We start from the raw sequence: 6,751 nt of genomic DNA on the forward strand, positions 1-6,751 counted from the left end.
TCTCGCGGGTCACCGCCTCGAGGGCCTCCTCGCCGTCGGCCGCCTCGGCGACGACGGAGACCTCGCCGAGCTCGGACAGGAGCATCCGCAGCCGCTCCCGGGCGGGCTCCTCGTCGTCCACGATCACCGCGCGGAGCCGATCCACGTCAGCGCACCCTCGCCGCGAGCACGGTCACGTCGTCGTCGAACGCGGCGCCGCCCCGGTGGCGGCGCGCCTCATCGTACAGCGATCTCGCGAGCGATTCGGCGTCCCCTTCCAGCGCGGCAACCGGCTCGAAGACGCGCCCCGCGGCGTCCTCGGCCTCGGAGATCCCGTCGCTGACCAGGAGGAGCGCGCGGGGTCCGGCGAGCTCGCGGGTCTCCCATCTCCCGGGGCCGGGGCTCCCGAGCACAGGGCCGGTGCGGTCGAGCCGGACGCCGCCGGTCGCCCATCCCGCCGGGTGCCCGGCGTTCGCCCATCGCAGGGCGTCGCGCGCGATCTCGACGGCGATCAGCGAGGCGATCCGGCTCGCCTCCGCGTGGGACTCGAACCACGCCGCGGCCGCGGCGCAGGCCGACGCCGGATCCGACGGTCCCATCCGGAGGCGTTCGCGCAGGCCGGCGGCGAGCAACCCCGCGTCGACGCCCTTGCCTCCCACGTCCCCGACGGCGAGCAGCACCCGCTCGCCGCGCTCGGCGACGACGGCGAAGTCCCCCGACACCTCCCGCGCCGGGCGCGCGAGGACGTGCACGTCGAGCCAGGGCGGAAGGGTCGCGGCGGAGGTCCATCGCTCCTGCAGCGCCCGGGCCGATTCCGCCTCCCGCTGGAGGCGCGGCGAGCTCCCCCGCGCGGCCCGGACCTTGTCGAGGGCCCGCGCCAGGCGGTCGGCGTTCACCGGCTTCAGGAGGTAGTCCTTCGCGTCGCGCTCGAAGGCCTCGAGGGCGAAGCGGTCGTACGCGGTGCAGAAGACGATCGCCGGGCGGGGCGCCGGAAGACGCTCCGCGACCTCGAGGCCGTCGGCCCCGGGCATCTCGATGTCGAGGAAGACCAGGTCGGGAGGGTCGGAGGCGAGGCGCGCGAGCGCGGTGTCGCCGTCCTCGCACTCCCCCACCACGCGGACGTCGGCGTGCGCCGCGAGGAGCAGCTTCAGCCGCTCGCGCGCGGGCGCCTCGTCCTCCACCAGCACCACGCGGATCACGCCGGGATCCTCAGCCGCGCGATCGTGCGCCCCTCCTCGCGGACGAGCGCGAGGGAGGCCGCGTCACCGTAGTGGCCGGCGAGTCGCTCGCGGACGCTTCGCAGACCGAACCCCTCCCCGTCCGCTTCCGACGGCTTCGCGAGGCCGGGTCCGTCGTCGGCGACCTCGACGACGAGCGTTGCGTCCTCGAGCCGCGCCACGACCTCGAGCCGCGCCGGCCCGCGGGTCCGGGCGACCCCGTGCTTGACCGCGTTCTCGACGAGGGTGTGGACGACGAGCGTCGGGACGCGGACCTGCGCCGTCCCCGGCTCCCACGCGACGCTCGCGGTGAGGCGCGCGCCGAATCGCGACTGCTCGATGTCCAGGCACGCGCTCACGAACTCCATCTCCTCGGCGAGCGTCGCGAACTCGTGCTCCGAGCCGCGAAGGACGTACCGAAACACGTCGGCGAGCCGCTCCACCATCCGGTCGGCGTGTTTCGGGTCCTTGTGGATCCACCCGGCGATCGCGTTGAGGGCGTTGAACAGGAAGTGCGGGTTCACCTGGGCACGCAGCGCCCGCAGCTGCGCCCGCCCCGTCTCGAGCTCGAGCTCGCGCCGTCGCGCCTGGAGGGCGAGGTGCTCCTGCATGTAGACGACGACCTCGCCGATCGCGCCGAGGATCTCGAGGTCCTCCGAGAGCCACGTGCTCAGCCCCTCGCGCGAGCCGACCCGGATCGTCCCCTTCCGCCCCGCGCGGTCGCCGAAGGGAACCACCTGCACCACGCGGAACTCCGGCTCGGCGGCCTGCGCGCCGGGGAGCACGACCTGCACGGGGCAGCGGTGCATTTCCCCGAGGACTCGTTCCGCCGCCTCGCGAAGTCCGTCCTCGTCCGAGACCTGCTGCACGGCCCGCAGGACCTGCCGGATCGCCTCCTCGCGGCTGAAGCTCCGACCGAGCCAGGCCTTCTCGAGGAGCTTCAGCACCCTCGCGTTCGCGGCCGGGAGCATGACGAGGATCGGAGAGAGCGCGACTGCCGCCACGACGGGTGCCGCCCACGCGGGCTCGATGCCGCGGGCGATCGGAAGGACCACGATCAGGCCGATCTTCGCGAAGGCGATGGCCACGAGAAGGGACGCCGCCCGCTTGACCACGATGTCGTAGAACTTGAACCGGCTGTCGAGCCACGCCCCGGCGATAAGGAACAGCAGCGGGGTCGCCCGCATCAGCAGCTCGATCACCTCGCCGATCCGCACGACGCCGAGTCCCGCGAGCAGGAGCAGTCCGAACAGCCCCGACATGGCGAGGTAGAGGAACCTCGCGGGCCTGCCGAGCTTCCGACGCGCCTCGGGGGCCGGGTGCGCCCCCTCGACGATCGCAGCGTAGATCCCCGCCGCGGCGATCAATCCCCCGAACGCGACGTTCATCCAGAGGATGGCCTGAGCGGAGGGCTTCTCAGGCACGAAGATCGCCAGCAACGCCCCCGTCACGTACAGCGGGCAGGAGATCCAGAATCCGACGAGCGCCCGCCTCCACGACGGCCGCAGGACCGCCCCGAGCCGGGCGGCACGGTCCCGCGCGTCGAGCCACGCGCCGAGCGCGATCAGCGGCGGGAAGACGGACGCATTGACCATCGCGGCGACGTGGATGGGCCAGAGCTTGACCCCCGGCTGGCCCCGCAGGAGGGTGATCGCGAGGCACAGGACGAACCACACCGCGGCGACGATCCCCATCGTTCCGGTGAAGACGTCCTCGGCGCGGAGGGCCTCCGGACGCAGGTGGTGACGCCTGCGGGCGAGGGTGTCCTTGAACCAGCACCACGCCAGGGTCGCGTAGGCGAACGCCCCGAAGGCGTAGACGACGAGGGCAACGAGCTGGATCGGCTTCACGGGGGGAACCTACACGTCCGGGATCCGGCTCGGGGAGCTCGCCCCCCGATCGGTCGGCTCGCGGGTTGAGCGGCGGTGTGCGGCCGTTGGGCGGATGCGAGAGCCGACGCCGAACGTGCAGGCGCGTCGGTTTCCCGACGCCGGGGTGACCGATTCAGTGCCGCCCGTGCGCCGCGGCGTGCCCCTTCCCCCTCGCGATGAGCCACCGATTGACGGGAAACGCGGCGACGCCGGCCACCGCCAGCGAGAGGGCCATGCTCCCCCAGAAGTGCAGGGAGGTGACCGCCGCGTCCATCGCTCCCGGAATCAGGAGCATCAGGGCGTTGTCGACGATCTCCATGATGGCGATCGAGACCGCGTCCGCCGCGACGGCGACGCGCAGCGCCTCCTTGAGGGTGTACCCGCGACGAAGGAACGGGATCGCCGTCAGCGCGAACCCGGACAGGAACGCCAAGACCACCGCGAGAACGATCGTCCGCGCGTTGCTCCAGCCCAGCGCGGTTCCGACGATCAGGCCCGCGACCTCGCCGATCGCACACCCCGCGAGACAGTGCAGCGTCGCGACCACGGCGATGCGGTTCACCGACTCGACGGGGTGGCCGTGGGCGTGATGGTGGTGTCCGTGGTCCATGGGTCCTCCGCTCACACGATCGCGAACGCCCGCACCGGGAAGGTCCCGAACGCCCGCACCTTCACCGGCACGGCGAAAAACCGCGACCCGCGGTCGGGGATCGCGTCGAGCCCGGCGAGGTGCTCGCCGATCGGGATCTCGTTCGCGAGCAGGGTCGAGTGGACCGGCCGCTCCCCTCCGGAGGTATCGTCGATGTTGAGGGAATCGATCCCGACGAACGTCGCCCCGGCATCCACCAGCCGCTCGGCGATCGCGGCGGTCAGGAACGGGTGGCCCGTGCGGTACGCCGCGGTCCCGAAGTGCCGCGACCAGCCGGTGTGGAACAACACGGCCTTTCCCTTCAGCTCGCGGTCCGGCACGGGAATCGCGTCGATCGCCGTCGCCCCGGGGGGAACGCGCACCACGACGGCGTCGAGGTCGGCGAGGGATTCGAGGGGGAGCTCGGAAAGGTCCTTGCCGTGGGCGTAGCGGTGGAAGGGCGCATCCACGTACGTCCCGGTGTTCGCGACCATGGTGATCTTCCCGATCTGGAACTCCGTCCCCGGGGCGTACTTCGTCCGCGAGACCTCGCGCGAGAGGAAGTCGCAGATCTCCGGGGCCGGCAGCCCCGGGTAGGTCTCGAGGCCGTGGTGGACGACGTGGGAAAGGTCGACGAGCCGGCTCACCGGTGTTGATCCACGAGGATGGGGTTTCCGTCGGGATCCACCGCGACGAAGCTGGCGGGACCGGTCGTGCTCTCGTCCGCCTCGCTGAGGAGCAGCACCCCCTGCTCCTTCAGCCGGCGCTGCAACTCCCGCACGTCGGTGAACGACGGGAGGTTCTTGGCGTCCTGGTCCCAGCCCGGGTTGAAGGTGAGGATGTTCTTCTCGAACATCCCCTTGAACAGGCCGATGATGTGATCGCCGTTCTTGAGGATCAGCCAGTTCTGCGCGGCGTTCCCGCCGAACACTTCGAAGCCGAGCTTCTCGTAGAAGCTCCTCGAGGCTTCGAGGTCCTTGACCGTCAGGCTGATCGAGAATGCTCCGAGGTCCATGGGGCGTGCCTCCGGTTGGGGATGAGGCCCCGAGGATAACCCGAACCGCGTCAGGGTTCCTTGCGGCGGCCTAGCGACATCCCCAGCCCCACGAGAATCACCGCCAGCAGCCCGAGGTTCACATACGTCCCCGAGGGACTTCCGACCTTCTCGATCGGGAGCATCCAGAGGATCGCCTTCCGGCCGAGGTGCTCGAAGGCGAACAACGCGAACATGGCGGGAACAGCGGATCGATAACGGACCAGCGTCAGCGTTCCGAGCAGGGACAGCATCACCTGCGACAGCCCCCACAACGCGAAGAACGACACCACCACGCCCGCGCCGGCCGGATCGTAGGCGTCGAGAGGAATGCCGTCCGCGGTCGTCGCGACGAAGCGCCCGTTGAAGATGCAGTTCAGCCCCATGAAGCCCTTGCTCAGCACCAGGAAGCCGAGGAGCCACAACGCGAAGCGCGGACCGTGGAAGGAGTTGCCGATGGGTTGCGGGAGCAGGCGGTCGAGCATGGAGGCTCCTTCGGTCACGAGGGTCGGTCCGCTTCCGCGAGGACGCGGCGATACACGTCAAGGGCTCCCTCGGAGAAACAACAGAACACCACCGTCTCCAACGACGCCGTACCGACCGCGGCCGCCCGCACCGACGCGACGGCGACGCGAGCCGCCGGCTCGACCGGGTAACCGTAGATCCCGGTGCTGATGCTCGGGAAGGCGATCGATCGAATCGCATGCGCCTCGGCCAGCTCCAGGGAGCGCCGGTAACAGGACGCCAGCAATTCCGGTTCCCCTGCCCCTCCGCCGCGCCACACCGGCCCGACCGTGTGGATGACGTATTTGGCCGGCAGCCGGTAACCGCGCGTCAGCTTCGCGTCTCCGGTCTCGCAGCCGCCGAGGAGGCGGCATTCATGGAGGAGCTCGGGGCCGGCGGCGCGGTGAATCGCGCCGTCCACGCCGCCGCCGCCGAGGAGGGAAGGATTGGCGGCGTTGACGATCGCGTCGACGGCGAGCGTCGTGATGTCGGCCTGGACGGCGCGGAGCGCCGCGGGGTTGCGGAATCTCATGTCGCCTCCGGCTTCCGGAACCGCGCCCAGATTCGAAGCGCGAGCCACCTCACCCCGTCGTGAGCCTGGAGGATCCATGGTGTTGTCGACGGGACGGGGCGGCAGCCGGTCGAGCATGGACGTCCCTCGAGGAGGCTTGGAAACTCAGGCTTGGTCGTAGGCGCGTATCGCGGCGGGGAGCGCCTGGGTCACGACGTGTCCTGCGGCCGGAAGCCCCACCAGGATCGCGCTGATCACCTCGTCGCGGGAGGCGCCGAGTTCCCTGGCGTGCGCGACATGGAACGGCACACCGCTCTCCAGGCGAAGCGCGGCGAGCACGGCGAGGTAGGCAAGCGCCTGCGTCTTCGCGTCGAGCGCGCTCGCTTCGCTCAACCCCCGAACCGCACCCATCCAGGCCTGGGCGTGTCCCGGGCTTTCCTTCAGGAACGCCTGGAACGCCTCGCTGACGAGTCCGGATTTGTCGGCCATGGATCACCTCGTCGTTTCGGATCCATCGTCTCGCACCGGCATAGGCTTCTGACAGGCCGGAACGCATCCCGGCCCACCCTCAATCCGCCGCCGGCACCATCTGCCCGATCCACAGCCGATTCCCGTCCGGATCCTCGATCCGGAATTCGGTCATGCCGTAGAAGGTGACCTCCAGGTCGGGAACCTCGACGCCGTTCGCCCGGACGAACCGGTGGTACGCGACGACGTCGTCGGGGTACAGGTAGATCACGGATTGCCGCGGTCCGTCCGGCCGCACGTTGATCGACTGGTCGATCATCAGGCGGCAATCGTCGAGGCCGAGCATCGCCCAGCCCTGCCGATCGTCCCGCCGCTCGACGGTGAATCCGAGCTTCCGATAGAACTCGACGCTCGCCGGCAGGTGCCTCACCGGGAGCATCGGAATGAGACGCGTCATCGTCATGGGGTCTATCTCCCTCGCACAGGTGTCGGAACTATACGCCCGGGCACCGTGAGACAATCCCGCAACGCTTGGAGGAT

9 protein-coding genes are annotated in these 6,751 nt (G+C 70.4%); all 9 read right to left on the reverse strand.

Annotated features, from left to right (window positions below):
• Window positions 1-146: 146 nt before the first annotated feature.
• The 9 genes from VF139_16195 to VF139_16235 all read right to left on the reverse strand — a co-directional run bounded on the left by VF139_16195 (window position 147) and on the right by VF139_16235 (window position 6,674).
• Window positions 147-1,178, reverse strand: a complete 1,032-nt coding sequence (locus tag VF139_16195; GenBank protein ID HEX6852937.1) for a fused response regulator/phosphatase — start codon at window positions 1,176-1,178, stop codon at window positions 147-149.
• On the reverse strand, window positions 1,175-3,046 hold the full coding sequence (locus VF139_16200) for a histidine kinase (GenBank protein HEX6852938.1): 1,872 nt from the start codon (window positions 3,044-3,046) through the stop codon (window positions 1,175-1,177). Before VF139_16200 ends, VF139_16195 begins: the two co-directional genes overlap by 4 nt.
• A 154-nt stretch (window positions 3,047-3,200) precedes the next feature.
• Window positions 3,201-3,677, reverse strand: coding sequence for a DUF4396 domain-containing protein (locus tag VF139_16205; protein ID HEX6852939.1), 477 nt, complete (start codon window positions 3,675-3,677; stop codon window positions 3,201-3,203).
• 11 nt (window positions 3,678-3,688) lie between these two features.
• A complete protein-coding gene (locus VF139_16210; protein HEX6852940.1) occupies window positions 3,689-4,342 on the reverse strand; it encodes a cyclase family protein in 654 nt (217 codons plus the stop codon).
• Entirely contained in the window at window positions 4,339-4,710 is a 372-nt protein-coding gene (locus tag VF139_16215; GenBank protein ID HEX6852941.1) for a VOC family protein, read from the reverse strand. The genes VF139_16210 and VF139_16215 overlap by 4 nt, the downstream gene beginning before the upstream one ends.
• A gap of 50 nt (window positions 4,711-4,760) precedes the next feature.
• Window positions 4,761-5,213, reverse strand: a complete 453-nt coding sequence (locus VF139_16220) for a hypothetical protein (protein ID HEX6852942.1) — start codon at window positions 5,211-5,213, stop codon at window positions 4,761-4,763.
• A 14-nt stretch (window positions 5,214-5,227) separates the two neighbouring features.
• Window positions 5,228-5,764 carry an O-acetyl-ADP-ribose deacetylase gene (locus tag VF139_16225; GenBank protein ID HEX6852943.1) on the reverse strand — a complete coding sequence of 179 codons (537 nt, stop codon included), beginning with the start codon at window positions 5,762-5,764 and terminating at the stop codon, window positions 5,228-5,230.
• A 144-nt stretch (window positions 5,765-5,908) separates the two neighbouring features.
• A complete protein-coding gene (locus tag VF139_16230; GenBank protein ID HEX6852944.1) occupies window positions 5,909-6,232 on the reverse strand; it encodes a carboxymuconolactone decarboxylase family protein in 324 nt (107 codons plus the stop codon).
• Between the two features lie 79 nt (window positions 6,233-6,311).
• The gene (locus tag VF139_16235; GenBank protein ID HEX6852945.1) at window positions 6,312-6,674 is read right to left on the reverse strand and encodes a VOC family protein; all 363 of its coding nucleotides are present in this window, start codon (window positions 6,672-6,674) and stop codon (window positions 6,312-6,314) included.
• Window positions 6,675-6,751 lie beyond the last annotated feature (77 nt).

This window comes from Candidatus Polarisedimenticolaceae bacterium, from assembly GCA_036376135.1.
Classification (GTDB): Bacteria; Acidobacteriota; Polarisedimenticolia; order Polarisedimenticolales; family DASRJG01; genus DASVAW01.